This is a genomic window from Pseudomonas sp. AN3A02 (genome assembly GCF_011765255.1).
Lineage (GTDB): Bacteria > Pseudomonadota > Gammaproteobacteria > Pseudomonadales > Pseudomonadaceae > Aquipseudomonas.
In genome coordinates this window covers 995,032-1,018,324 of the sequence record NZ_JAARNI010000001.1, presented here as the reverse complement: position 1 = coordinate 1,018,324, position 23,293 = coordinate 995,032, and the positions used below count along the sequence as shown (strand labels likewise).

Below are 23,293 nucleotides of genomic sequence, written 5' to 3'. Positions count from 1 at the left end.
ACGGCGCCCTTTTTTGTGGTCGTAGATGACATCAGTCGATGTATTCGAACACCTTCACAATCTTCTGTACGCCCGACACACCTTGTACCAGGTTGGCAGAGCGGGTGGCTTCTGCCTGGGTCAGCAGGCCCATCATGTAGACGATGCCGTTATCAGTGACGATCTTGATCCGCGAGCCGGGGATCGCACTGTCGGTCAGCATCTGGGTCTTGATCTTGGTGGTCAGCAGCGCATCGTTGCTGATCGCCAGTAGCGTGATCGGCTCCATCACCTGCAATTCATTGTGGACTTTCTTGACCCGTTGTACGGCGGAGGCGGCTTGTTCAGCCTGGGCCTTGAGGTCGGCACGCGGGGTTTGCCCGGTGAGCAGTACCACGCCGTTGAAGCTGACGACCACGATGCGCGACGCACCGTTGCCCAGGTCTGGAGCGGCCTTGGAAACGTTGACGGATACTTTGGTTTCGATCAGCGAGTCATCGATTTTGCTGCCGAAAGTACGGGTGCCTTTATCGTCCTGGATGGGCGTGTCGCGGCTTGCTTCGATTACCGAACTGCAGCCGCTGATGCCTAGGCACAGCGTGATTGCCAATAGGCTAAGGCGTTTAACGGTCATTCTTCACTCCCGAACAGTTGGCTGTCGATCAGATCGCACAGGCAGTGGATCGCCAGCAGGTGGACTTCCTGAATACGTGCGGTGACATTGGCCGGGACGCGAATTTCCACGTCTTCGGGCAGCAGCAGAGAAGCCATGCCGCCGCCGTCGCGTCCGGTCAATGCTACGACAATCATTTCACGATCATGTGCGGCCTGGATCGCTTGAATAATGTTCGCCGAGTTACCGCTGGTGGAGATCGCCAGCAGTACGTCACCCGGCTGGCCAAGGGCGCGAATCTGTTTGGAGAAAATTTCGTTGTAGCTGTAGTCGTTGGCGATCGAGGTGATCGTCGAGGTGTCGGTGGTCAAGGCGATGGCCGGCAGGCTCGGGCGCTCACGCTCGAAGCGGTTGAGCAGCTCGGAGGAGAAATGCTGGGCATCGCCGGCCGAACCGCCGTTGCCGCACGAAAGCATTTTGCCTTCGTTGAGCAAGGCGTTGACCATGACCTGACTGGCTTGCTCGATGTGCGGTGCAAGTACGTCCATCGCCTGTTGCTTGGTATCGATACTGGCCTGGAAAAGCTGGCGAATTCGGGATTGCATGTCCATCTGTGTGACCTTAAGTAGCGCGGCTGTTTGGCACAGGAATGTGCAGCCCGCAAAGCAAAGAGCAAAAGTGTGCGGTGTAGATGTCCGGCGAATCAGCTGTCAAAGGCATCTTGCAGCCAGTTCAGATCGGCTGTTCCCCGGGGAGTGCTTTCTATGGCAACCACATCGAAACGGCAGGGATGATCGGCCCAGCGACGCTCTTTGAGCAGGAAAAACTGCGCGGCGAGTATCAGCTTCTGGCGCTTGCGCCCGTCGATACTGGCGAGCGCACCACCCCATTGTGCGTGTTTTCTGTAGCGGACTTCGACAAATACTACTGTATCGCCGTCAAGCATGACCAGATCAAGCTCGCCGCGCTTGCATAACCAGTTCTGCGCCAAAAGGCGCAGACCTTGTTGCTGCAGGTACTCGAGGGCTTGAAGTTCGGCGTCCTTGCCGCTTTGTGCGCTTGACCGCTCAGGCATCAGCGCGGGGTATCAGGCAGGCGCTGGATCTCGCCACCGACGAACTTGGCCCATGGCATCTGGCGGTCGACGCGCTGGTTGGCGCTGACGCCCAGGTTACCCGACAGGCCATCAACACGAGTGTCCGGCAGTGCCTTGAGTTGCCCCAGGCGCGGCGCCAGGCGGTAGGCATCCACACCCATCGCGTACAGGCGGCCAAGGCTGCCGTTGGCTTGTGGCCATTGGGCGGCGACCTGGTTACGCAGCGGGTCGCTGGTGTTCAGGAGCCAAGGCGTCTCGCAGAACATCACGTTGGTCATGTCCAGGTACTGGTTTTTGTCGCCACTGGCGCTGAACACATGGGACGTCGCATACACCGGCACGTCGCCAGCGTATTGGAAGTTCAGGGTCGGCTTGATCTGCTGGGCCAGTTGCGGGGTGACGGCCAGGAAGATGAACTCGATGTCCTGGCGGCGCGACGGCTGGGCGGATACATCCGAACCTACAGTGCTTTGCAGGCTCTTGGCGCGGCCTTCACTTTTGCGCAACTGGAACAGGTCGGCGATCTGCTGGGCCAGGGCTACCGGCTGGTCAACGTACTCGACGCCTACCACGGTGCCGCCATTGGCTTCCCAATCCTGACGGAAGGCTTTGTAGACGCGCTCGCCCCATTCGCCTCTCGGCACCATGGCGGCGGCGCGGTGCAGGCCATCGGCACGGGCGCGACGGGACACTTCACGGGCTTCGTCTTCAGCGGCCAGGCCGAACTGGAACAGTTGCGCCGGGTTCTGGTCGGCTTCGCTGTAGTTCAGGGCGAGGGTGGTGATTGGCAATTGCGGGCGAGCGCTGAGTTGCTTGACCAGCGGTTTCTCCAGGGGGCCGACCACCAGTTGCACGCCGGCAGCTTGTGCCTTGGCGTAGAAGTCATCGATGGAGGTCAGGCGGGAGCTGTCGTAGAACTCGATCACCGGCGGCTTCTGCCCGGCTTGTTCAGCCTGGTAGTGCGCGGCCATGAAACCTTCGCGCAGCGCCTTGGCAACGCCGGCCAGCGGGCCTTCCTGTGGCAGCAACAGGGCGATCTTGTTCAGCGGCTGGCTGGCCAGTTCCTTGAGCTTGGTCAGCGGCTGCGGCAATTGCGAGGCCGCCGGGTGGCCCGGGTTCTGGGCGCGCCAGGTGTCGATGGCCGTTTGCTGTTGTTCCAGGGTGCCGGCGCTCTTGACCGCCTGTGCCAGGCTGATCCAGCCGTCCAGCGTCGGGTTGCCGCTGGCTTGCAGCTGATCGGCAGGCAAGGCTGCAATCAATGCCCAGATGGCTTCGTGGTTGCTGTTGTAGGCGTCGCCCGTCAGCAGCGGAGCCATGGCGACACGCTCGCGAGCGGCGGCCAGGGTCTGGCCGTCGGCTTCATAAGCACGAGCATGCACGGTACCGGTACGGATCTGCTGTTCAGGCGGCAGCTCCTTCAGGTTTTGCAGGCTTGGGTGGTTCAACGCCGTCAACGCGGCCTTGGGCTGGTTGCGGGCCATCGCCAGTTCAGCCGACAGGGTGCTGGCAAATACCTGCGCCGCCGGTTTCAGGACGTCCAGTGGCACTTGGGCAAGAATCTGCGCCGAGCGTCCCGGGTTGTTTTGGTGGAACGCCAGGTCAGCCGCACTCAAGCGCAACAGCGCGGCTTTTTCCGGAGTCTTGGCCGAAGTCGCCTGTTCGAGCAGTTGCTCGATGCTGGCATCCGGGGTCCGGGGGAGGTCGCCAAGGCTGGACGAGGGCGAGCTGGCGCAAGCCGCCAACAGGGCAGCGAGGCAGAGGGCAGAGAACAGCCGCAGGCAAGCGATCATGTAAGTGTTCCTGATACCGATCAAATTAGCGTGGAATTGTACCCAAGCACTGGCCGGGGCGCGATGTTACTGGCGTGAAACCGTCTATTTAGGTCGTGTAAATGTTGCAAGAGCCTACAGATGGCTGAAATGTAGCTTGCCCCGAGGGCATATATTCAAGGCGTCTACGCGCTACAATGTGGCTTTTGCCAATCATAGAGGTGTGCGCTTTGACTGCTCCAGGTCCTTTGAATTCCACTGCTGGCTCGCTTTTTGTCGTGGCGACGCCCATTGGCAACCTGGACGACATCAGTGCGCGCGCATTGAAAGTACTGCGTGACGTTAAGTTGATCGCCGCCGAAGACACTCGGCACTCCCAGCGGTTGATGCAGCATTTTGGCATTCCAACACCCTTGGCCGCGTGCCATGAACATAACGAGCGTGAAGAAGGCAGTCGTTTTATCACCCGTTTGTTGGCGGGCGATGATGTGGCATTGATCTCCGATGCGGGGACGCCGCTGATTTCCGACCCTGGCTACCATCTGGTTCGCCAGGCGCGGGCCGCTGGTATCAATGTAGTGCCTGTTCCGGGAGCGTGCGCGCTGATTGCTGCATTGTCTGCAGCCGGCCTGCCGTCGGACCGGTTTATCTTTGAAGGCTTCCTGCCGGCCAAGGCTGTTGGTCGTCGGGCGCGCCTGGAACTGGTGAAAGAAGAGCCGCGCACGCTGATCTTCTACGAAGCCCCGCACCGCATCCTCGAATGCCTGCAGGACATGGAGCTGGTATTCGGCGGCGATCGCCTGGCCTTGCTGGCGCGGGAAATCACCAAGACCTTCGAAACCCTCAAGGGTCTGCCGCTGGAAGAGCTGCGCGCGTTTGTTGAGGGCGACAGCAATCAGCAGCGCGGCGAGTGCGTGGTACTGGTAGCGGGCTGGTCGGCGCCGGAAAGTGAAGATGCGGTCGGCAGCGAGGCAATGCGCATTCTGGATCTGTTGCTCAAGGAGATGCCATTGAAGCGTGCGGCGGCCCTGGCTGCGGAAATTACCGGTGTGCGCAAGAACGTGTTGTATCAAGCTGCGCTCCATAAACAAAAGGGCGAATAGTTCCGGGTTCCAGCCTGCACTCCGTCTGAACATGATGGCATTAGTGTCTTTTAATACTTGTTCTAACGCCGCCGTGCCGTTAACCTGCGCGGCGGAGAGTCGATTGGACAGTCGCTGCCTTCTATGAAAATTAGAGGGGGGAGGAAAGTCCGGGCTCCATAGGGCGAAGTGCCAGGTAATGCCTGGGAGGCGTGAGCCTACGGAAAGTGCCACAGAAAATAACCGCCTAAGTACTTCGGTACCGGTAAGGGTGAAAAGGTGCGGTAAGAGCGCACCGCACGACTGGCAACAGTTCGTGGCTAGGTAAACCCCACTTGGAGCAAGACCAAATAGGGTCCCAAGGCGTGGCCCGCGCTGGGACCGGGTAGGTTGCTAAAGATGTCCAGTGATGGCCATCGTAGACGAATGACTGTTCAAGACAGAACCCGGCTTATAGATCGACTCTCCACCTTTTTCCCTCCTGTCCGAATCTCGAGCAGGAACCTGGTAGTAACGCGAGAATCCCTCCCTGCTGAATCATCAGCAGATGCGTCTTCGTAATACCGAAAAAATCTTACTCTTAATAAATTACTTTAACTTTAAGCCCTAGCTCTTTGAGCTATTTGGCGTTGTTGAGTCAAAATTGCCGTCAAACTCTCGTTTCTCCTCCTTTTACCTTCCTAAATCTCCGTTCTGTAAGGCTTTTCCTTGAATCCGCGCCTTGACGGTGTGGTGGGCGCATTCCTATAGTGTGCGCAAGTGGCGGAAAGTGGCACAAAGTGGGTTTTTTGAACGTAAAACGCTAAAATTTGGAGAAACGCATCTGTGTTTCGCGGAGCTAACGCTATCAGTCTCGATGCAAAAGGCCGTCTCGCCATGCCGAGCCGGTATCGTGACGAGCTCATTTCGCGAAGTTCCGGACAGTTAATCATCACCATCGATGCCGTTGACCCTTGTTTATGTGTTTACCCGCTCGATGAGTGGGAGCTGATTGAAACCAAGTTGCGGGCGCTGCCTTCACTGCGTGAAGAGAACCGCCGCCTGCAACGTTTGCTGATTGGTAATGCCGTCGACCTCGAACTCGATGGCAGTGGTCGTTTCCTGGTTCCACCGCGTCTGCGCGAATACGCCAAGTTGGACAAGCGCGCGATGCTGGTAGGCCAACTGAACAAGTTCCAATTGTGGGACGAAGATGCCTGGGATGCTGTTTCTGCAGCTGACCTGGCTGCTATTCAACAACCGGGCGCTATGCCTGATGAACTGCGTGATTTGATCCTGTGACTATTGATAGCGGCTTTAACCACATCACCGTACTGCTTGACGAAGCCGTTGAGGCTCTCGCCGTACGCGCGGATGGCTGCTATTTGGATGGCACCTTCGGCAGGGGCGGGCACAGTCGGCTGATTCTCAGCCAGCTGGGTCCGGACGGTAAGCTCCTCGGGTTCGACAAAGACCCTCAAGCGATTGCCACCGGGCAAGCGCTAGCGGCCGAAGACGGCCGCTTTGTCGTTGTGCAGCGTAGCTTTGCCGAGCTCGGCGCAGAAGTGGCCGAGCGTGGCATGGCGGGCAAGGTGGCCGGGGTTCTGCTGGACCTGGGCGTGTCTTCGCCACAACTGGACGACCCTGAGCGGGGCTTCAGCTTCATGAACGACGGCCCGCTGGACATGCGCATGGACCCAAGCCGTGGCGTCAGCGCCGCGCAGTTCATCGCCACCGCACCCCACGAAGAAATCACTCGTGTATTCAAGGAATACGGCGAAGAGCGCTTCGCTGGCCGCATGGCGCGTGCCGTGGTCGAGCGCCGGGAAATCCAGCCGTTCGAGCGCACCGCTGACCTGGCTGAAGTGCTGAAAGTCGCCAACCCTGCATGGGAAAAGGGCAAGAACCCGGCAACCCGTGCGTTCCAGGGCCTGCGTATTCACGTCAACAACGAATTGGGCGATCTGGAAGCCGGCCTTGAAGCCGCTCTGGAAGCGCTGGAAGTGGGCGGTCGCCTGGTGGTGATCAGCTTCCACTCCCTGGAAGACCGCATCGTCAAATTGTTCATGCGTCGTCTGGTCAAGGGCGAATCCGACAACCTGCCGCGCAACCTGCCGGTACGTTACGAAGCCTTTGTGCCGAAAATCAAAATCCATGGCAAAGCGCAGTTCGCTTCCGAAGCCGAACTCAAGGCCAACCCACGTGCCCGTAGCGCTGTCATGCGCGTTGCGGAGAAGTTGCGGTGAGCAAGCTTTTCGCCAAGCCCCTCCCGGGCGGCAGCTTCTTTATGTTGCTGTTGTTTGTTGGCGTGCTGGTGTCCGCGATTGCGGTGTCCTACAGCGCCCACTACAACCGTCAACTGCTCAATACCCTGTACGGGGAACTGAGTGTGCGCGACAAGGCGCAGGCAGAGTGGGGCCGGTTGATCCTGGAACAAAGTACCTGGACAGCCCACAGCCGTATCGAAGTGCTGGCCACTGAACAGCTCAAGATGCACATCCCTGGCGCTGCAGAAGTTCGCATGGTGGCGCCATGATGAAACTTGAGGGCGCACTCTACCCATGGCGTTTCCGTTTGGTGCTGGGGTTGTTGGCACTGATGGTGGGCGCGATTGCCTGGCGGATTATCGACCTGCAAGTGGTGGACCGTGACTTCCTGATCGGCCAGGGCGATGCCCGTAGCCTGCGGCATATCCCGATTCCTGCGCACCGCGGCCTGATCACCGACCGTAATGGCGAGCCTCTGGCCGTCAGTACTCCGGTGACCACCCTGTGGGCCAACGCCAAGGAAATGCAGACCGCCAAGGACAAGTGGCCGGAACTCGCTGCCGCCTTGGGCCAGGACCCGAAAGCCCTGAGCGAACGCCTCGAAGCCCAGGCCAATAAAGAATTCATCTACCTGGTTCGCGGGCTTACCCCTGAACAAGGCCAGCAAGTGCTCGACCTTAAAGTCCCCGGTGTCTACGGCATCGAGGAATTTCGGCGTTTCTACCCGGCCGGCGAAACCACTGCCCATATGGTGGGTTTCACCGACATTGATGATCACGGTCGCGAAGGCGTGGAACTCGCCTACGACGAATGGCTGGCCGGGGTTCCCGGCAAACGGCAGGTCATCAAGGATCGGCGCGGCAGACTGATCAAAGATGTCCAGGTCACCAAAAACGCCAAGGCCGGTAAGCCCTTGGCGTTGTCGATTGACCTGCGCCTGCAATACCTGGCCAACCGCGAGCTGCGTAACGCGATCATCGAGAACGGTGCGAAAGCCGGCAGCCTGGTGATCATGGACGTGAAGACCGGCGAGATTCTCGCCATGGTCAACCAGCCGACCTACAACCCGAATAACCGTCGCAACCTGCAGCCGGCGATGATGCGCAACCGCGCCATGATCGACGTGTTCGAGCCAGGTTCGACCATGAAAGCCATCTCCATGAGTGCCGCCCTGGAAACCGGGCGCTGGAAGCCCTCCGACAAGGTCGAGGTCTACCCGGGCACCCTGCAGTTGGGCAAATACACCATTCGTGACGTGTCCCGTAGCGAAGGCCCGGTGTTGGATTTGACAGGCATCCTGATCAACTCCAGTAACGTGGGCATGAGTAAAGTCGCCTTCGATATCGGCGGCGAAGCCATCTACCACCTCGCGCAAAAAGTCGGCCTGGGGCAACCCACCGGCCTGGATTTCCCGGGCGAGCGTGTAGGCAACCTGCCGAACTACCGCGACTGGAAAAAGGCCGAGACCGCAACGCTTTCCTACGGTTATGGCCTGTCGGTCACCGCGATCCAGCTGGCCCACGCCTTCTCGGTGCTGGCCAACAATGGCCGCATGGTGCCGCTGAGTTTGATTCACCTCGACGAGGCACCGCCTGCGACCCAGGTCATCCCGGAAAACGTCGCCAAGACCATACAAGGCATGCTGCAACAAGTGATCGAAGCACCGCGCGGCGTATTCCGTGCTCAGGTGCCGGCGTATCACGTAGCAGGCAAGTCCGGTACCGCGCGTAAAACCGCAGTCGGCACCAAGGGCTACGCCGAAAACTCCTACCGCTCGCTGTTCGCAGGCTTCGGCCCGATGAGCGATCCGCGTTATGCCATCGTTGTGGTGATCGATGAGCCGAGCAAAGCCGGTTACTTCGGCGGCCTGGTCTCGGCACCGGTGTTCAGCAAGGTGATGTCCGGGACGTTGCGCCTGATGAACATCACGCCGGACAACCTGCCGGCTACCCAACAAGCTAACGCCGGTCCACCGGCCGCTGCGGTAAAAGCCAATGGAGGGCGCGGCTGATGTCTCTTAGCCTGAACAAGATTTTTGCCCACGCTGGCCGCGATCTGCTGATTCGCGAGTTGACGCTGGACAGCCGTAACGTGCGTGCCGGTGACCTGTTCCTGGCTGTACCGGGCGGCAAGTTCGATGGCCGTGACCATATTGCCGACGCGCTGAAACGCGGTGCGGCGGCAGTAGCCTATGAAGTGGAAGGCGCCACTGTGCTGCCGATCACCGACGTGCCATTGATTCCGGTCAAGGGCCTGGCGGCGCAGCTGTCGGACATCGCCGGGCGCTTTTATGGTGACCCGAGCCGCACCCTGAACCTGGTGGGCGTGACCGGCACCAACGGCAAGACCAGCGTGACCCAATTGGTTGCCCAGGCGCTTGACCTGCTGGGCCAGCATTGCGGCATCGTCGGCACCCTTGGCACTGGTTTTTACGGGGCGCTGCAAAGCGGCCTGCACACCACGCCTAACCCGATTGCCGTACAGGCGACCCTGGCCGACCTGAAAAAGGCCGGTGCCAAGGCGGTTGCCATGGAAGTCTCGTCCCACGGTCTGGACCAGGGCCGCGTGACCGCCCTGGCGTTCGACGTGGCGGTGATGACCAACCTGTCCCGCGATCACCTTGATTACCACGGCACCATGGAGGCGTACGCCGCCACCAAGGCCCGTCTGTTTGCCTGGAATGACTTGAAGTGCCGGGTGGTCAACCTGGACGACGAATTCGGTCGCCAGCTGGCCGCCGCCAAAGGTGACGGTCGCTTGATCAGCTACAGCCTGGAAGATTCCAGCGCCTACCTGTATTGCCGTGAAGCCACCTTCGATGACGAAGGCGTGCGCGCCACCCTGGTGACGCCGCAGGGCGAACACCATTTGCGCAGCACCTTGCTCGGGCGTTTCAACCTGAGCAACGTATTGGCCGCCGTCGGCGCCTTGCTCGGCCTGGATTACGCCCTCGACGAAATCCTGCGAGTGCTGCCGAAGCTGGAAGGCCCGGCCGGTCGCATGCAGCGTCTTGGCGGCGGTACCCAGCCGCTGGTAGTGGTCGATTACGCCCACACCCCTGACGCCCTGGAAAAAATCCTGCAAGCCCTGCGTCCCCACGCCAAGGGCAAGTTGCTGTGCCTGTTCGGCTGTGGCGGTGACCGCGATCGTGGCAAGCGCCCGCTGATGGCTGAAATCGTCGAGCGCCTGGCTGATGGTGTTCTGGTTACGGACGACAACCCGCGCAGCGAAGACCCAAGCCAGATTTTTGATGACATTCGTGTCGGCTTTAAAGATGCGTCCAAAGCTACCTTCGTTGCCGGTCGCGGTGCAGCCATCGCCCAATTGATCGCCAGCGCGAGTGCTGACGACGTGGTGGTGCTGGCCGGTAAAGGCCACGAGGACTATCAGGAAATCAACGGCGAACGTCACGCTTTCTCCGATCTGGTCGAGGCCGATCATGCCTTGACCGCGTGGGAGGTGGCCCATGCTTAAGGCGCTCACATTCAGCGAGCTGACCCAGGCCTTGTCGGCCCGCATGCTGTCGGTTGATTGCAGCTTTGATGGCGTCAGCATCGACAGCCGGACGATCAAGCCCGGGCAACTGTTTGTCGCCTTGGCCGGCCCAAGTTTTGATGGCCACGACTACCTGAATGACGTCGCTGCCAAAGGCGCTGTCGGCGCTCTGGTGCAGCGCGAAGTTGCCGACTCGACACTGCCGCAATTGCTGGTAGCTGACACCCGCCTGGCCCTCGGCCAACTGGGTGCGCTGAACCGTGCCGCTTTCACCAATCCTGTTGCGGCAATCACCGGCTCCAGCGGCAAAACCACGGTCAAGGAATTGCTGGCCGGGATCCTGCGCACGCGCGGGCCGGTCCTGGCGACTCGCGGTAACCTGAACAATGATTTCGGCGCTCCGCTGACCCTGCTCGAACTGGCCTCGGAACACACGGCGGCCGTAATCGAACTGGGTGCTTCGCGCATCGGCGAAATCGCCTACACCGTGGCCATGACCAAGCCTCACGTCGCGGTGATCAGCAACGCCGGCACCGCCCATGTCGGCGAGTTTGGCGGCCCTGAAAAGATCGTTGAAGCCAAGGGCGAAATCATCGAAGGCCTCGACGCATCCGGCACCGCCGTGCTGAACCTCGACGACAAAGCCTTCGAAACCTGGCGTGTACGTGCCGCCGGTCGCAAGGTCTTGAGCTTCGCGGTGCACAACGCCGCTGCCGATTTCCATGCCTCGACTATCAAAGCCGACGCTCGTGGCTGCCCGTCTTTCACCCTGCATACCCCGCAAGGTGACGAGCACGTACAGCTGAACCTGCTGGGCAACCATAACGTCGCGAACGCCCTGGCCGCCGCTGCTGCTGCCCATGTGCTGGGCGTGTCGTTGTTTGGCATCGCCACCGGCCTTGGCGCAGTGCAACCGGTCAAGGGTCGCACCGTCGCGCAACTGGCCAGCAACGGCATGCGCGTGATTGATGACACCTACAACGCCAACCAGTCTTCGATCTGTGCCGCCATCGACCTGCTGATCAGCTTCGACGGTCGCAAGGTGCTGGTACTGGGGGACATCGCCGAACTGGGCGAGTGGGCCGAACAGTCTCACCGTGAAGTCGGCGCGTATGCCGCCGGCAAGGTCGACGCCCTGTACGCCGTTGGACCGAACATGCTTCACGCCGTGGACACCTTCGGGCCGGGCGCCAGGCATTTCGCCAGCCAGGCCGAACTGATCCAGGCACTGAGTGCGGCTGAACAAGACAAACACACCACTATTTTGATCAAGGGATCGCGCAGCGCGGTGATGGAAAACGTCGTCGCGGCCTTGTGTGCCTCAAGTACGGAGAAACATTAATGCTGCTGCTGCTGGCTGAGTATCTGCAACAGTTCCACAAAGGCTTCGCGGTCTTTCAGTACCTGACCCTGCGCGGGATTCTGGGTGTGCTGACCGCGCTGTCGTTGTCGCTGTTCCTCGGGCCATGGATGATCCGTACCCTGCAAAACCTGCAGATTGGCCAGTCCGTGCGCAACGACGGCCCGCAGTCGCACCTGTCCAAGTCCGGCACCCCGACCATGGGCGGCGCGTTGATCCTGTCGTCCATCGGCATCAGTACGCTGCTGTGGGCTGACCTGCATAACCGCTACGTCTGGACCGTGCTGCTGGTGACCTTGCTGTTCGGCGCCATCGGCTGGGTGGATGACTACCGCAAGGTGATCGAGAAGAACTCCAAGGGGCTGCCAAGCCGCTGGAAGTATTTCTGGCAGTCGGTGTTCGGCCTGGCGGCGGCAATCTTCCTCTATACGACTGCGCCAAGCGCGGTCGAGACCACCCTGATCATCCCGATGCTCAAGGACGCCAGCATCCCGTTGGGTGTTGGCTTCGTGGTACTGACTTACTTCGTGATCGTCGGCTCGAGCAACGCGGTCAACCTGACTGACGGCCTCGACGGCCTGGCGATCATGCCGACGGTGATGGTGGGCGGCGCGCTCGGCATCTTCTGCTACCTGTCGGGTAACGTGAAATTCGCTGAATACCTGCTGATCCCTTATGTACCGGGCGCGGGCGAACTGATTGTGTTCTGCGGCGCCTTGATCGGTGCGGGCCTTGGGTTCCTGTGGTTCAACACCTATCCGGCACAAGTCTTCATGGGCGACGTCGGCGCACTGGCGCTGGGCGCGGCCCTGGGCACCATCGCGGTGATCGTCCGCCAGGAAATCGTCCTGTTCATCATGGGCGGTGTGTTCGTGATGGAAACCCTGTCGGTGGTGATCCAGGTTGCCTCCTTCAAATTGACCGGGCGCCGCGTGTTCCGCATGGCGCCGATTCACCACCACTTTGAACTCAAGGGCTGGCCTGAGCCGCGGGTGATTGTCCGTTTCTGGATTATCACCGTGATTCTGGTTCTGTTCGGCCTTGCCACCCTGAAACTGAGGTAGAAACGAGTGTCCCTGATCGCTTCAGACCACTTCCGCATCGTTGTCGGCCTCGGCAAGAGCGGCATGTCCCTGGTTCGCTTCCTGGCGAACCGGGGCACGTCGTTTGCCGTGGCCGATACGCGGGAAAATCCACCGGAGCTGGTCACGCTGCGCCGTGACTACCCGCACGTGGAAGTGCGTTGTGGCGAGCTGGATGTCGAGTTTCTGTGCCGTGCCGATGAGCTCTACGTGAGCCCCGGCCTGGCCCTGGCGACACCGGCCCTGCAAGCGGCGGCGGCCCGTGGCGTGAAGTTGTCCGGCGACATCGAGCTGTTCGCGCGTAACGCGAAGGCGCCGATCGTGGCCATCAGCGGTTCCAATGCAAAAAGCACCGTCACCACCCTGGTGGGCGAGATGGCGGCTGCGGCCGGCAAGCGCGTGGCAGTGGGCGGCAACCTCGGTACTCCGGCGCTGGACCTGCTCAACGACGACGTCGAGCTTTACGTGATGGAGCTGTCGAGCTTCCAGCTGGAAACCACCGACCAGCTCAACGCCGAAGTGGCCACCGTGCTCAACGTCAGCGAAGACCACATGGACCGCTACAGCGGCCTGCCGGCGTATCACCTGGCCAAGCACCGGATCTTCCGGGGCGCGCGGCAAGTGGTGGTGAACCGTCAGGATGCCTTGAGTCGTCCGCTGGTCGGCGAAGGTCTGCCGTGCTGGACCTTCGGCCTGAACAAACCCGACTTCAAGGCTTTCGGCCTTCGGGAAGAGAACGGCGAGAAATACCTGGCCTTCGAATTCCAGAACCTGATGCCGGTGCGCGAACTGAAAATCCGTGGTGCCCACAACCAGGCCAATGCCCTGGCGGCGCTGGCGCTCGGTCACGCAGTTGGCTTGCCGTTCGACGCCATGCTCTCGGCCTTGCGCAGCTTTGCCGGCCTTGAGCATCGCTGCCAATGGGTTCGCGAGCTGGATGGCGTCGGCTATTACAACGATTCCAAGGCCACCAACGTCGGTGCGGCACTGGCCGCCATCGAAGGTTTGGGTGCCGATATTCAAGGCAAGGTCGTGCTGATCGCCGGTGGCGACGGCAAGGGTGCTGACTTCAAGGACCTTAAAGGCCCGGTCGCCGCTAACTGTCGCGCCGTGGTGCTGATGGGCCGTGATTCCGGCTTGATCGCCGATGCCCTGGGCGACGCCGTACCGCAGGTGCGTGCGCAGTCCCTGGATGACGCCATCGCCCAATCCAAAGCCCTGGCCCAGCCGGGTGACGTGGTGCTGCTGTCGCCTGCCTGCGCGAGTTTCGACATGTTCAAGAACTACGAAGAGCGCGGCCAGCTGTTCGCCCGCGCCGTGGAGGCCTTGGCATGAGTATCAATTTGCGGAACATCATCAAGCCGTACCCGTCGCCGCTCATTACCGGGCGCGGTATCGACCTGGATTTCCCGATGCTCGCCGGTTGCCTTGCGCTGCTGGGCCTGGGCCTGGTGATGATCACCTCGGCGTCCTCGGAAGTGGCCGCCGTGCAATCGGGCAACACCCTGTACATGATGATCCGCCACCTGGTGTACCTGGTCATCGGCCTCGGTGCGTGCATCGTCACCATGATGATCCCGATCGCCACCTGGCAGCGCCTGGGTTGGCTGATGCTGGTGGGCGCGTTCGGCCTGTTGGTCATGGTGATCGTGCCCGGCATCGGGCGTGAGGTGAACGGTTCGATGCGCTGGATCGGCTTCGGCGCATTCAACGTGCAACCGTCGGAAATCGCCAAGGTGTTCGTGGTGATCTACCTCGCCGGTTACCTGGTGCGGCGCCAGAAAGAAGTACGCGAAAGCTGGATGGGCTTCTTCAAGCCGTTCATCGTGCTGCTGCCCATGGCCGGCCTGTTGCTGATGGAGCCGGACTTCGGTGCCACCGTCGTAATGATGGGGGCGGCGGCGGCGATGCTGTTTCTCGGTGGCGTGGGCCTGTTCCGCTTCACCTTGATGGTGGTGCTGGCGGTGGCCGCCGTGACCATTCTGGTGCAGGCGCAGCCCTACCGGATGGCCCGTCTGATTACCTTTACCGACCCGTGGTCCGATCAATTCGGCTCCGGCTACCAACTGACCCAGGCGTTGATCGCCTTCGGTCGCGGCGAGTGGCTGGGCGTTGGCCTGGGCAACAGCGTGCAGAAGCAGTTCTACCTGCCGGAAGCCCACACCGACTTCGTGTTCTCGGTGCTCGCCGAAGAGTTGGGCGTGGTCGGTTCGTTGTGCACCGTCGCGCTGTTCGTATTCGTGTGTGTACGCGGCATGTACATCGGCCTGTGGGCCGAGAAAGCCAAACAATATTTCGCCGCTTACGTAGCGTACGGCTTGTCGTTCCTGTGGATCGGCCAGTTCCTGATCAACATCGGGGTGAACGTCGGCTTGCTGCCGACCAAGGGCCTGACCTTGCCGTTCCTCAGTTACGGCGGCAGTTCGTTGGTGATTTGCTGCGCCTGTCTCGGGTTATTGCTGCGTATCGAGTGGGAAAGTCGAACCCACCTGGGCAGCGAAGAGATGGAGTTCAGCGAAAGCGACTTCGCCGAGGAGCCGAACCATGGGCGCTAACGTGCTGATCATGGCGGGCGGCACCGGTGGCCACGTGTTCCCGGCGCTGGCCTGTGCCCGCGAGTTCCAGAGCCGCGGCTACACCGTGCATTGGCTCGGTACGCCGCGCGGCATCGAAAACGATCTGGTACCGAATGCCGGCTTGTCGCTGCATTTGATCAACGTCACCGGCCTGCGTGGCAAGGGCAAATTGTCCCTGCTCAAGGCGCCGTTCGTGTTGCTCAAAGCGGTGTGGCAGGCGCGCAAGGTGATCCGTGAAGTGAAGCCGGTGTGCGTGCTGGGCTTTGGTGGTTACGTCACCGGCCCTGGTGGTGTCGCGGCAAAACTCGCCGGTGTGCCGGTGATCGTCCACGAGCAGAACGCCGTGGCCGGCACCGCCAACCGCCTGCTGGTGCCTTTGGCTGCCCGGGTGTGCGAGGCCTTCCCGAAGACCTTTGGTGCTGCGGACAAGCTGCGCACTACCGGCAACCCGGTGCGTACCGAGCTGTTCATGGACATTGCCCGCCAGCCGTTGGCCGGTCGCAAGGCGCACCTGTTGATCCTGGGCGGAAGCCTGGGCGCCGAACCCTTGAACAAATTGCTGCCTGAAGCGGTGTCGCAACTCCCTGAAGAATTGCGCCCCGAGATCTTTCATCAGGCCGGCAAGAACCACGATGAAGTGACCGCCACGCGCTATCGCGAAGCGGGTGTGGAGGCGAATGTGCAGCCCTTCATCAAAGACATGGCCCAAGCCTATGGCTGGGCCGACCTGGTGGTCTGTCGCGCAGGTGCGTTGACCGTCAGTGAACTGGCCGCCGCCGGTCTGCCGTCCTTGCTGGTGCCTTTGCCCCACGCGATCGACGATCACCAGACCCGCAACGCCGAATATTTGGCCGGGGAGGGCGCTGCCTTCCTGCTGCCGCAAAGAACGACTGGCGCCGCCGATTTGGCCGCACGCCTGACCGAGGTTTTGATGCAACCGGAACGACTGAACAGCATGGCGAGCACCGCAAGCCGCCTGGCCAAACCTGACGCAACCCGCACCGTGGTCGATATCTGCCTGGAGGTGGCCCATGGTTGAGAATCAGAAAGCCATGCCACAGCCGGAAATGCGCCGCATCCGTCGCATCCACTTCGTCGGTATCGGCGGCGTGGGCATGTGCGGAATCGCCGAAGTGTTGCTGAACCTGGGTTACCAGGTGTCCGGCTCCGACCTGAAAATGTCGCCGGTCACCGAGCGCCTGGAATCGTTTGGCGCAAAAATCTTTATCGGCCACCGCGCCGAGAACGCCGCCGAAGCCGATGTGCTGGTGGTCTCCAGCGCTGTGAACACCTCCAACCCGGAAGTGGCCACTGCCCTTGAACGTCGCATTCCCGTGGTGCCGCGCGCCGAGATGCTGGCCGAGCTCATGCGCTACCGCCACGGCATTGCCGTCGCCGGTACCCACGGCAAGACCACCACCACCAGCCTGATCGCCTCGGTGTTCGCTGCCGGTGGCCTGGACCCGACGTTCGTGATCGGTGGCCGCCTGAATGCAGCCGGCACCAATGCACAGCTCGGTACCAGCCGCTACCTGATCGCTGAAGCCGATGAAAGCGACGCCAGCTTCCTGCACCTGCAACCGCTGGTGGCCGTGGTGACCAACATCGACGCCGACCATATGGCGACCTACGACGGTGACTTCAACAAACTGAAGAAAACCTTTGTCGAGTTCCTGCACAACCTGCCGTTCTACGGTCTGGCCGTGGTGTGTCTGGACGATCCGGTGGTGCGTGAAATCCTGCCGCTGGTCAAGCGTCCGACCGTGACCTACGGCTTCAGCGAAGACTGCGACGTGCGCGCAATCAATGTGCGCCAGCAGGGCATGCAGACCTTCTTCACCGTGCTGCGTCCTGACCGCGAGCCGCTGGATGTCTCGGTGAACATGCCGGGCAACCACAACGTACTCAACTCCCTGGCGACCATCTGCATCGCCTCCGACGAAGGCGTCAGCGATGAAGCCATCGTCGAAGGCCTGTCGGGTTTTGCCGGCGTAGGTCGTCGCTTCCAGGTCTACGGCGAACTGCCGGTGGACGGCGGCAACGTGATGCTGGTGGACGACTACGGTCACCACCCGACCGAAGTCGCGGCGGTGATCAAGGCCGTACGCGGTGGCTGGCCGGAACGCCGCCTGGTGATGGTGTACCAGCCGCACCGTTACAGCCGTACCCGCGACCTGTACGACGATTTCGTCAATGTACTGGCGGATGCCAACGTGTTGCTGCTGATGGAAGTCTACCCGGCCGGTGAAGAGCCGATCCCGGGCGCCGACAGCCGCAAGCTGTGCAACAGCATCCGTCAACGCGGCCAACTGGACCCGATTTATATCGAACGCGGTGTAGACCTCGCGCCAATCGTCAAGCCGCTGCTGCGTGCCGGCGACATCCTGCTCTGCCAAGGTGCCGGTGACATCGGCGGCCTCGCCCCTAAATTGCTGGCAAGCCCGCTGTTTGCCGCCGCGCAGGGGAAGTCGAAATGACCACTGACTACGGCTCGCTGTTCTCCACCATCCAACCTGCCGACTTCGGCCGCGTCGCGGTGCTGTTCGGCGGCAAAAGTGCTGAGCGTGAAGTGTCGCTGAAGTCCGGCAACGCCGTACTGGAAGCGCTGCAAAGTGCCGGTGTGAATGCGTTCGGCATCGACGTGGGTGATGACTTCCTGTCGCGCCTGCAGGCCGAGAAAATCGACCGGGCCTTCGTCATTCTTCACGGCCGTGGCGGTGAAGACGGCAGCATGCAAGGCCTGCTGGAATGCCTGGGCATTCCGTACACCGGCAGCGGCATCCTCGCTTCGGCGCTGGCCATGGACAAGTTGCGCACCAAACAGGTGTGGCACAGCCTGGGGATTCCGACCCCGCGTCACAGCGTGCTGTGCAGCGAAGACGATTGTATTTCTGCAGCCAAGGAACTGGGCCTGCCTTTGATCGTCAAACCAGCCCATGAAGGCTCCAGTATCGGCATGGCTAAAGTGAACTCAGCCGCCGAATTGATTGACGCATGGAAAGCGGCCAGTACCTACGATTCGCAAGTGTTGGTGGAACAGTGGATTCAAGGTCCCGAGTTCACCATCGCTACGCTGCGTGGCCAGGTATTGCCGCCTATCGCATTGGGCACGCCCCACACCTTTTATGACTACGACGCCAAGTACGTGGCTTCCGATACTCAGTACCGGATCCCGTGTGGCCTCGACGCAACCAAGGAACAGGAATTGATGGACCTCACGGCGAAAGCCTGTGAGGCGCTGGGTATCGCCGGTTGGGCGCGGGCAGACGTGATGCAGGATGACCAAGGGAATTTCTGGTTCCTTGAAGTCAACACCGCACCCGGGATGACCGATCACAGCCTGGTACCTATGGCCGCTCGTGCAGCCGGTTTGGATTTCCAGCAGTTGGTGCTGGCGATCCTGGCCGCAAGCATTGAGCCCCGAGGCTAAGACCATGAACGGCGCATCGCTTCGTCATCAGCAACCCGCTCCCGGCCGCAAGCCGGTACCGCGTGGTGCCAGCCGAATGGTGGCTAAAGAGCCGATGTCGGCGCGCATGCCGAAAGCCAATTTTGGTTTTCTGAAGGCGCTGTTCTGGCCGGTGATTCTGGTGGCGTTGGGGTTTGGTACGTACGAAGGCGCCCAGCGTCTGCTGCCGTATGCCGACCGGCCGATCACCAAGATCAGCGTGCAGGGCGACTTGAGTTACATCAGCCAGCAAGCCGTGCAGCAGCGAATCGCCCCGTTTGTGGCGTCGAGCTTCTTCACCATCGACCTGGCAGGCATGCGTTCCGAGCTGGAACAGATGCCATGGATTGCCCACGCCGAAGTTCGTCGCGTGTGGCCGGATCAGGTAACGATCCGCCTGGAAGAACAGTTGCCTGTAGCCCGTTGGGGCGATGGACAGTTGTTGAACAACCAGGGCCAGGCATTTGCGCCCCGCGAAGTGGCGAATTACGAGCACCTGCCGCAGTTGTTCGGGCCGCAGCGGGCGCAACAGCAAGTGATGCAGCAGTACCAGGCGTTGAGCCAGATGCTGCGGCCGTTGGGTTTCTCGATTGCGCGACTGGAATTGCGCGAGCGGGGCAGCTGGTTTTTGACCACGGGCGCAGGCAGTTCCGGCCCGGGCATCGAGTTGTTGCTGGGACGCGGCAACCTGGTGGAAAAGATGCGCCGTTTTATCGCCATCTATGAAAAGACCTTGAAAGAACAGATTACGAACATTGCGAGCATCGACCTGCGTTACGCCAACGGCCTTGCCGTCGGCTGGCGGGCCCCTGCGGCGCCCACGGCAGCGCAACCTGCTGTCGCGAAGAATTAAGAAGAGGCAGGACCCATGGCAAACGTGCAAAGCGGCAAAATGATCGTCGGTCTGGATATCGGCACCTCCAAGGTGGTGGCGCTGGTAGGCGAGGTCGCGGACGACGGCACGCTGGAAATCGTCGGAATCGGCACGCATCCGTCCCGGGGCCTGAAGAAGGGCGTGGTGGTGAATATTGAATCCACCGTGCAATCGATCCAGCGCGCCATCGAAGAAGCGCAGCTGATGGCCGGTTGCCGGATTCACTCGGCATTTGTCGGTGTTGCCGGCAACCACATCCGCAGCCTGAATTCCCACGGCATCGTGGCGATTCGCGACCGTGAAGTCAGCTCGGCTGACCTGGAGCGGGTACTCGACGCAGCGCAAGCCGTGGCGATCCCGGCTGACCAGCGCGTGCTGCACACGTTGCCGCAGGACTACGTGATCGACAACCAGGAAGGCGTTCGCGAGCCCCTGGGCATGTCGGGCGTTCGTCTGGAAGCCAAGGTTCACGTGGTGACCTGCGCCGTCAACGCTGCACAGAACATTGAAAAATGCGTGCGTCGCTGCGGCCTGGAAATCGACGACATCATTCTCGAGCAGTTGGCTTCGGCTTACTCGGTACTGACCGACGACGAAAAAGAACTGGGCGTGTGCCTGGTGGACATCGGCGGCGGCACCACAGACATCGCGATCTTCACCGAGGGTGCGATCCGTCATACCGCCGTGATCCCGATTGCCGGTGACCAGGTGACCAACGACATCGCCATGGCGTTGCGCACACCGACCCAGTACGCCGAAGAAATCAAGATCCGTTACGCCTGCGCTCTGGCCAAGCTGGCCGGTGCCGGTGAAACCATCAAGGTGCCGAGCGTGGGCGACCGTCCACCGCGCGAACTGTCGCGCCAGGCGTTGGCCGAAGTGGTCGAACCGCGCTACGACGAACTGTTCACCCTGATCCAGGCTGAACTGCGCCGCAGTGGCTACGAAGATTTGATCCCGGCCGGCATCGTGCTGACCGGTGGCACCTCGAAGATGGAAGGCGCGGTCGAGTTGGCCGAGGAAATCTTCCACATGCCTGTCCGCCTGGGCGTGCCCCATGGCGTCAAGGGCCTGGGCGACGTAGTGCGCAACCCGATTTATTCCACCGGTGTGGGCTTGCTGTTGTACGGGCTGCAAAAGCAGACCGACGGCATTTCCCTGTCGGGCCCGAGCAACCGCGACAGCTACAGAAGCGACGACGAAGCGAAAGCGCCGTTGTTCGAGCGGTTGCAGGCTTGGGTGAAAGGCAATTTCTAAAGATTTACCGCAACACCGTTTCAAGTAGTAGGCGAAAAAACTAGAGAAATGAAAGGAGAGGGAAAATGTTCGAACTCGTAGACAACATCCCCGCAAGCCCGGTCATCAAAGTGATCGGCGTCGGCGGTGGCGGCGGCAACGCTGTCAACCATATGGTCAAGAGCAACATTGAAGGCGTTGAATTCATCTGCGCCAACACTGACGCCCAGGCCCTCAAAAGCATCGGTGCACGCACCATCCTGCAATTGGGCACAGCCGTGACCAAGGGCCTGGGTGCCGGCGCGAATCCGGAAGTCGGCCGTCAAGCCGCTCTGGAAGACCGCGAGCGCATTGCTGAAGTGCTGCAAGGCACCAACATGGTGTTCATCACCACGGGCATGGGCGGTGGTACCGGTACCGGTGCTGCGCCGATCATTGCCGAAGTGGCCAAGGAAATGGGGATCCTGACGGTTGCCGTCGTGACTCGTCCGTTCCCGTTCGAAGGTCGCAAGCGCATGCAGATCGCCGATGAAGGCATCCGTCTGCTGTCCGAAAGCGTCGACTCGTTGATCACCATTCCCAACGAGAAGCTGCTGACCATCCTCGGTAAGGACGCCAGCCTGCTGTCGGCTTTCGCCAAGGCTGACGATGTACTGGCCGGTGCCGTTCGCGGTATCTCCGACATCATCAAGCGTCCGGGCATGATCAACGTCGACTTTGCCGACGTACGTACCGTGATGAGCGAAATGGGCATGGCGATGATGGGCACTGGCTGCGCCAGCGGTCCGAACCGTGCACGTGAAGCCACTGAAGCGGCCATCCGCAACCCGTTGCTGGAAGACGTGAACCTGCAAGGTGCACGCGGCATCCTGGTGAATATCACCGCCGGTCCTGACCTGTCCCTGGGTGAGTACTCCGACGTGGGTAGCATCATCGAAGCCTTCGCTTCCGAGCACGCCATGGTCAAGGTCGGTACTGTTATCGATCCGGACATGCGCGACGAACTGCACGTGACCGTTGTTGCTACCGGCCTGGGTGCAAAAATCGAGAAGCCTGTAAAGGTGATCGACAATACCGTCCATACCAGCCACGCCAGCCAGCAAGCTGCCGCTCCAGCGCCTTCGCGCCAGGAACTGCCGTCTGTGAACTATCGTGACCTGGATCGTCCGACCGTGATGCGCAACCAGGCTCAGGCCGGTGCTGCTGCGTCCCGTAGCCCGAATCCGCAAGATGACCTGGACTACCTGGACATCCCGGCTTTCCTGCGTCGTCAGGCCGATTAATGGAATGTATCAGGGCTATGAAGGTGATTGGTGTTCAGCAAAGGTCTGGTCTGCTATTATCGCCAGCCTTTGTTGATACCAGTTCGCAATTTGCGCTGAAGCGGTCCAAGCCATGATTAAACAACGCACCCTGAAGAATATTATCCGTGCCACAGGTGTAGGTCTGCACTCCGGGGAGAAGGTATACCTGACCCTCAAGCCCGCACCTGTCGACACCGGCATCGTGTTTGTTCGTGCCGACCTGGACCCTGTGGTGCAGATTCCTGCTCGCGCGGAAAATGTTGGCGAAACCACGATGTCGACCACGTTGGTCAACGGTGACGTCAAAGTGGACACGGTGGAGCACTTGCTCTCGGCCATGGCCGGTCTGGGCATCGATAACGCCTACGTCGAGCTCTCCGCGTCCGAAGTCCCAATCATGGATGGCAGCGCCGGACCCTTCGTATTCTTGATTCAATCTGCCGGCCTGGAAGAACAGGACGCAGCCAAGAAGTTCATTCGCATTCTGCGGGAAGTGACAGTAGAAGACGGCGACAAGCGCGCCACCTTCGTCCCGTTCGAAGGCTTTAAAGTGAGCTTTGAGATCGATTTCGATCACCCGGTATTCCGTGACCGCACACAAAGTGCAAGCGTGGATTTTTCCAGCACTTCGTTCGTAAAAGAAGTCAGCCGCGCCCGTACCTTTGGTTTCATGAGTGACATCGAGTACCTGCGCAAGCACAACCTCGCACTCGGCGGCAGCGTTGAAAACGCCATTGTGGTCGACGCGGATGGTGTACTGAACGAAGACGGCCTTCGCTATGAAGACGAATTCGTGAAGCACAAGATCCTCGATGCAATCGGTGACCTCTACCTGCTGGGCAATAGCCTGATAGGCGAGTTCAAAGGCTTCAAGTCGGGCCACGCCCTTAACAACCAGCTGCTGCGCAAGTTGATTGAGCAGACAGATGCTTGGGAAGTCGTGACCTTCGAAGATGCCAGCACCGCACCGATCTCTTACATGCGTCCCGTCGCGGCGGTGTAAGTAACAACTCTCTTTCCTTTTGTTTTTAAAGGCTGCCTTCGGGTGGCCTTTTTTTATGTACGCCAGGCATGGCGCGTTTTGATCGTTCCCACGCTATGCGTGGGAATGCTGCCAGAGACGCTCCGCGTCT

21 protein-coding genes and 1 other RNA gene are annotated in these 23,293 nt (G+C 60.7%); 18 read left to right on the top strand and 4 right to left on the bottom strand.

The annotated features are described in order from the left end of the window. Positions 1-31 precede the first annotated feature (31 nt). From HBJ59_RS04770 to HBJ59_RS04755, 4 genes are all read right to left on the bottom strand, one after another. The gene (locus HBJ59_RS04770; protein ID WP_076014394.1) at positions 32-613 is read right to left on the bottom strand and encodes a BON domain-containing protein; all 582 of its coding nucleotides are present in this window, start codon (positions 611-613) and stop codon (positions 32-34) included. Further along, on the bottom strand, positions 610-1,203 hold the full coding sequence (locus tag HBJ59_RS04765; protein ID WP_003216190.1) for a phosphoheptose isomerase: 594 nt from the start codon (positions 1,201-1,203) through the stop codon (positions 610-612). The genes HBJ59_RS04770 and HBJ59_RS04765 overlap by 4 nt, the downstream gene beginning before the upstream one ends. 92 nt (positions 1,204-1,295) lie before the next feature. After that, a complete protein-coding gene (locus HBJ59_RS04760; RefSeq protein WP_076014393.1) occupies positions 1,296-1,667 on the bottom strand; it encodes a YraN family protein in 372 nt (123 codons plus the stop codon). Then, the gene (locus tag HBJ59_RS04755; protein ID WP_167662884.1) at positions 1,667-3,478 is read right to left on the bottom strand and encodes a penicillin-binding protein activator; all 1,812 of its coding nucleotides are present in this window, start codon (positions 3,476-3,478) and stop codon (positions 1,667-1,669) included. The genes HBJ59_RS04760 and HBJ59_RS04755 overlap by 1 nt, the downstream gene beginning before the upstream one ends. Positions 3,479-3,654: 176 nt before the next feature. Here HBJ59_RS04755 and rsmI point away from each other — a divergent pair, with 176 nt between their 5' ends. From rsmI to lpxC, 18 genes are all read left to right on the top strand, one after another. Further along, positions 3,655-4,560: a 16S rRNA (cytidine(1402)-2'-O)-methyltransferase gene (gene rsmI / locus HBJ59_RS04750; RefSeq protein ID WP_167662883.1), complete on the top strand. Its 906-nt coding sequence runs from the start codon at positions 3,655-3,657 to the stop codon at positions 4,558-4,560. A 95-nt stretch (positions 4,561-4,655) separates the two neighbouring features. Then, positions 4,656-5,009: RNase P RNA component class A (rnpB, locus tag HBJ59_RS04745), an RNA gene on the top strand. A 355-nt stretch (positions 5,010-5,364) separates the two neighbouring features. Beyond that, positions 5,365-5,820 carry a division/cell wall cluster transcriptional repressor MraZ gene (gene mraZ / locus HBJ59_RS04740; RefSeq protein ID WP_003171868.1) on the top strand — a complete coding sequence of 152 codons (456 nt, stop codon included), beginning with the start codon at positions 5,365-5,367 and terminating at the stop codon, positions 5,818-5,820. Continuing rightward, positions 5,817-6,764 carry a 16S rRNA (cytosine(1402)-N(4))-methyltransferase RsmH gene (gene rsmH, locus HBJ59_RS04735; protein ID WP_167662882.1) on the top strand — a complete coding sequence of 316 codons (948 nt, stop codon included), beginning with the start codon at positions 5,817-5,819 and terminating at the stop codon, positions 6,762-6,764. Before mraZ ends, rsmH begins: the two co-directional genes overlap by 4 nt. Continuing rightward, positions 6,761-7,054 carry a cell division protein FtsL gene (gene ftsL / locus HBJ59_RS04730; RefSeq protein ID WP_003216203.1) on the top strand — a complete coding sequence of 98 codons (294 nt, stop codon included), beginning with the start codon at positions 6,761-6,763 and terminating at the stop codon, positions 7,052-7,054. The genes rsmH and ftsL overlap by 4 nt, the downstream gene beginning before the upstream one ends. Further along, a complete protein-coding gene (locus tag HBJ59_RS04725) occupies positions 7,054-8,796 on the top strand; it encodes a penicillin-binding protein 2 (RefSeq protein ID WP_167663429.1) in 1,743 nt (580 codons plus the stop codon). Before ftsL ends, HBJ59_RS04725 begins: the two co-directional genes overlap by 1 nt. Next, positions 8,796-10,259 carry a UDP-N-acetylmuramoyl-L-alanyl-D-glutamate--2,6-diaminopimelate ligase gene (locus HBJ59_RS04720; RefSeq protein ID WP_167662881.1) on the top strand — a complete coding sequence of 488 codons (1,464 nt, stop codon included), beginning with the start codon at positions 8,796-8,798 and terminating at the stop codon, positions 10,257-10,259. The genes HBJ59_RS04725 and HBJ59_RS04720 overlap by 1 nt, the downstream gene beginning before the upstream one ends. Then, positions 10,252-11,622, top strand: a complete 1,371-nt coding sequence (gene murF / locus HBJ59_RS04715; protein WP_167662880.1) for a UDP-N-acetylmuramoyl-tripeptide--D-alanyl-D-alanine ligase — start codon at positions 10,252-10,254, stop codon at positions 11,620-11,622. Before HBJ59_RS04720 ends, murF begins: the two co-directional genes overlap by 8 nt. Continuing rightward, positions 11,622-12,704, top strand: a complete 1,083-nt coding sequence (gene mraY / locus HBJ59_RS04710; protein WP_017477688.1) for a phospho-N-acetylmuramoyl-pentapeptide-transferase — start codon at positions 11,622-11,624, stop codon at positions 12,702-12,704. The genes murF and mraY overlap by 1 nt, the downstream gene beginning before the upstream one ends. A gap of 6 nt (positions 12,705-12,710) precedes the next feature. Then, complete coding sequence (gene murD / locus HBJ59_RS04705) at positions 12,711-14,057, top strand: UDP-N-acetylmuramoyl-L-alanine--D-glutamate ligase (protein ID WP_167662879.1); 1,347 nt, start codon at positions 12,711-12,713, stop codon at positions 14,055-14,057. Next, positions 14,054-15,277 carry a putative lipid II flippase FtsW gene (gene ftsW, locus HBJ59_RS04700; protein WP_076014385.1) on the top strand — a complete coding sequence of 408 codons (1,224 nt, stop codon included), beginning with the start codon at positions 14,054-14,056 and terminating at the stop codon, positions 15,275-15,277. Before murD ends, ftsW begins: the two co-directional genes overlap by 4 nt. Beyond that, positions 15,267-16,337, top strand: coding sequence for an undecaprenyldiphospho-muramoylpentapeptide beta-N-acetylglucosaminyltransferase (murG, locus tag HBJ59_RS04695; RefSeq protein WP_167662878.1), 1,071 nt, complete (start codon positions 15,267-15,269; stop codon positions 16,335-16,337). The genes ftsW and murG overlap by 11 nt, the downstream gene beginning before the upstream one ends. Further along, positions 16,330-17,775 (top strand): UDP-N-acetylmuramate--L-alanine ligase, encoded by a 1,446-nt coding sequence (murC, locus tag HBJ59_RS04690; protein WP_003216219.1) that lies wholly within the window; start codon positions 16,330-16,332, stop codon positions 17,773-17,775. Before murG ends, murC begins: the two co-directional genes overlap by 8 nt. Next, positions 17,772-18,728 (top strand): D-alanine--D-alanine ligase, encoded by a 957-nt coding sequence (locus HBJ59_RS04685; RefSeq protein ID WP_076014383.1) that lies wholly within the window; start codon positions 17,772-17,774, stop codon positions 18,726-18,728. Before murC ends, HBJ59_RS04685 begins: the two co-directional genes overlap by 4 nt. A gap of 4 nt (positions 18,729-18,732) precedes the next feature. Continuing rightward, on the top strand, positions 18,733-19,599 hold the full coding sequence (locus HBJ59_RS04680; protein WP_029615882.1) for a cell division protein FtsQ/DivIB: 867 nt from the start codon (positions 18,733-18,735) through the stop codon (positions 19,597-19,599). A 15-nt stretch (positions 19,600-19,614) separates the two neighbouring features. Further along, positions 19,615-20,877 carry a cell division protein FtsA gene (ftsA, locus tag HBJ59_RS04675; protein ID WP_003216224.1) on the top strand — a complete coding sequence of 421 codons (1,263 nt, stop codon included), beginning with the start codon at positions 19,615-19,617 and terminating at the stop codon, positions 20,875-20,877. Between the two features lie 65 nt (positions 20,878-20,942). Continuing rightward, the gene (ftsZ, locus tag HBJ59_RS04670; RefSeq protein WP_003216225.1) at positions 20,943-22,139 is read left to right on the top strand and encodes a cell division protein FtsZ; all 1,197 of its coding nucleotides are present in this window, start codon (positions 20,943-20,945) and stop codon (positions 22,137-22,139) included. 112 nt (positions 22,140-22,251) lie between these two features. Beyond that, entirely contained in the window at positions 22,252-23,163 is a 912-nt protein-coding gene (gene lpxC, locus HBJ59_RS04665) for a UDP-3-O-acyl-N-acetylglucosamine deacetylase (protein WP_003171886.1), read from the top strand. Positions 23,164-23,293: the final 130 nt, after the last annotated feature.

Bases quoted from the DNA above. Each gene is read 5' to 3' on its own strand.
- HBJ59_RS04680 (WP_029615882.1), top strand. From the start codon at position 18,733: ATGAACGGCGCATCGCTTCGTCATCAGCAACCCGCTCCCGGCCGCAAG.
- HBJ59_RS04770 (WP_076014394.1), bottom strand. From the start codon at position 613: ATGACCGTTAAACGCCTTAGCCTATTGGCAATCACGCTGTGCCTAGGC.
- HBJ59_RS04725 (WP_167663429.1), top strand. From the start codon at position 7,054: ATGAAACTTGAGGGCGCACTCTACCCATGGCGTTTCCGTTTGGTGCTG.
- HBJ59_RS04760 (WP_076014393.1), bottom strand. From the start codon at position 1,667: ATGCCTGAGCGGTCAAGCGCACAAAGCGGCAAGGACGCCGAACTTCAA.
- murF (WP_167662880.1), top strand. From the start codon at position 10,252: ATGCTTAAGGCGCTCACATTCAGCGAGCTGACCCAGGCCTTGTCGGCC.
- HBJ59_RS04685 (WP_076014383.1), top strand. From the start codon at position 17,772: ATGACCACTGACTACGGCTCGCTGTTCTCCACCATCCAACCTGCCGAC.
- ftsA (WP_003216224.1), top strand. From the start codon at position 19,615: ATGGCAAACGTGCAAAGCGGCAAAATGATCGTCGGTCTGGATATCGGC.
- HBJ59_RS04720 (WP_167662881.1), top strand. From the start codon at position 8,796: ATGTCTCTTAGCCTGAACAAGATTTTTGCCCACGCTGGCCGCGATCTG.
- murC (WP_003216219.1), top strand. From the start codon at position 16,330: ATGGTTGAGAATCAGAAAGCCATGCCACAGCCGGAAATGCGCCGCATC.
- HBJ59_RS04755 (WP_167662884.1), bottom strand. From the start codon at position 3,478: ATGATCGCTTGCCTGCGGCTGTTCTCTGCCCTCTGCCTCGCTGCCCTG.
- ftsZ (WP_003216225.1), top strand. From the start codon at position 20,943: ATGTTCGAACTCGTAGACAACATCCCCGCAAGCCCGGTCATCAAAGTG.
- HBJ59_RS04765 (WP_003216190.1), bottom strand. From the start codon at position 1,203: ATGGACATGCAATCCCGAATTCGCCAGCTTTTCCAGGCCAGTATCGAT.
- mraY (WP_017477688.1), top strand. From the start codon at position 11,622: ATGCTGCTGCTGCTGGCTGAGTATCTGCAACAGTTCCACAAAGGCTTC.
- ftsW (WP_076014385.1), top strand. From the start codon at position 14,054: ATGAGTATCAATTTGCGGAACATCATCAAGCCGTACCCGTCGCCGCTC.
- rsmI (WP_167662883.1), top strand. From the start codon at position 3,655: ATGTGGCTTTTGCCAATCATAGAGGTGTGCGCTTTGACTGCTCCAGGT.
- lpxC (WP_003171886.1), top strand. From the start codon at position 22,252: ATGATTAAACAACGCACCCTGAAGAATATTATCCGTGCCACAGGTGTA.
- murG (WP_167662878.1), top strand. From the start codon at position 15,267: ATGGGCGCTAACGTGCTGATCATGGCGGGCGGCACCGGTGGCCACGTG.